The 1,025-nt window shown below is 77.7% G+C and carries 1 protein-coding gene; it reads left to right on the top strand.

Features of this window, described 5'->3' with window-relative positions; genetic code table 11:
* Positions 1–223 precede the first annotated feature (223 nt).
* Complete coding sequence (locus E2C05_RS32030) at positions 224–937, top strand: response regulator (RefSeq protein WP_133223628.1); 714 nt, start codon at positions 224–226, stop codon at positions 935–937.
* Positions 938–1,025: the final 88 nt, after the last annotated feature.

Here is a 1,025-nt window from a genome sequence, read left to right as displayed (position 1 = left end):
CCCGCACCGGCTGACCGCGCCGCGCCGGCCCCGCTGCCCCGGGCCTCCTCTCGCCTCTCGCGCCGCGGCCGGCGCTGTGCGAGCCTGCGGCCGCCGGGGGGCCGCCGGGGGATGGGCGGGCTTGCGGCGGCGTTCGGCGGGTGTTGTCGCGGGGTGCCTTGGGCCCCCATCGACCTGGCGCCGCGGGACAGCCGGACGATAGCTGAGGGGGACGACGCTCGACATGCCGGCCGACTATGCCGCCGACAACGCCCATCTCCTCGTGGTGGACGACGATGCCCGGCTGCGCGCCCTGCTGCAGCGCTACCTGGCGGAGCAGGGCTTCCGGGTGACCGCCGCCGCCGATGCCGCCGCCGCCCGCGGCGCGCTGGGCGCCATGGCCTTCGACCTGCTGGTGCTGGACGTGATGATGCCGGGCGAGAGCGGGCTGGAGCTGGTGGAATCGCTGCGCCGCGAGGGCAAGGACGTGCCGGTGCTGATGCTGACGGCGCGCGGCGGTCCCGATGACCGCGTGGCGGGCTTCGAGATGGGCGCCGACGACTATCTGGCGAAACCCTTCGACCCGCGCGAGCTGGCGCTGCGCATCCGCACCATCCTGCGCCGTGCGGCGCCGCCCGCGCCGTCGCTGCTGCCGGCGGCGCCGGTGCAGCTCGGCATGCGCTGGTTCGATGCCGAGAGGTCGGAGCTGCGTGGGCCGGAAGGCAATGTCCGGCTGACCGGCGGGGAGGCGGCGCTGCTGGCGGCGCTGGCCCGCCGCGCCGGGGAGGTGCTGAGCCGCGAGGAGATCGCCGCCGCGCTCGGCACGCCCGAGGCCGGGGAGCGCGCGGTGGATGTGCAGGTGACGCGGCTGCGCCGCAAGATCGAGCCCGATCCGCGCGAGCCGCGCTTCCTGCACACAGTGCGGCACCGCGGCTATGTGCTGCGCCCCGGTCCCTAGGGCCGTGCCGCGCCCGGCCCCGCGCGCGCGGCAGGCCCCGGCCGATGCGGCCGGCCATCCGCGCGCGGTCGGCTGGGGGCGCCCGGAC

The organism is Paracraurococcus ruber, from assembly GCF_004353985.1.
Taxonomy (GTDB): domain Bacteria; phylum Pseudomonadota; class Alphaproteobacteria; order Acetobacterales; family Acetobacteraceae; genus Paracraurococcus; species Paracraurococcus ruber.
This window is presented reverse-complemented; position numbering and strand designations above follow the sequence as displayed.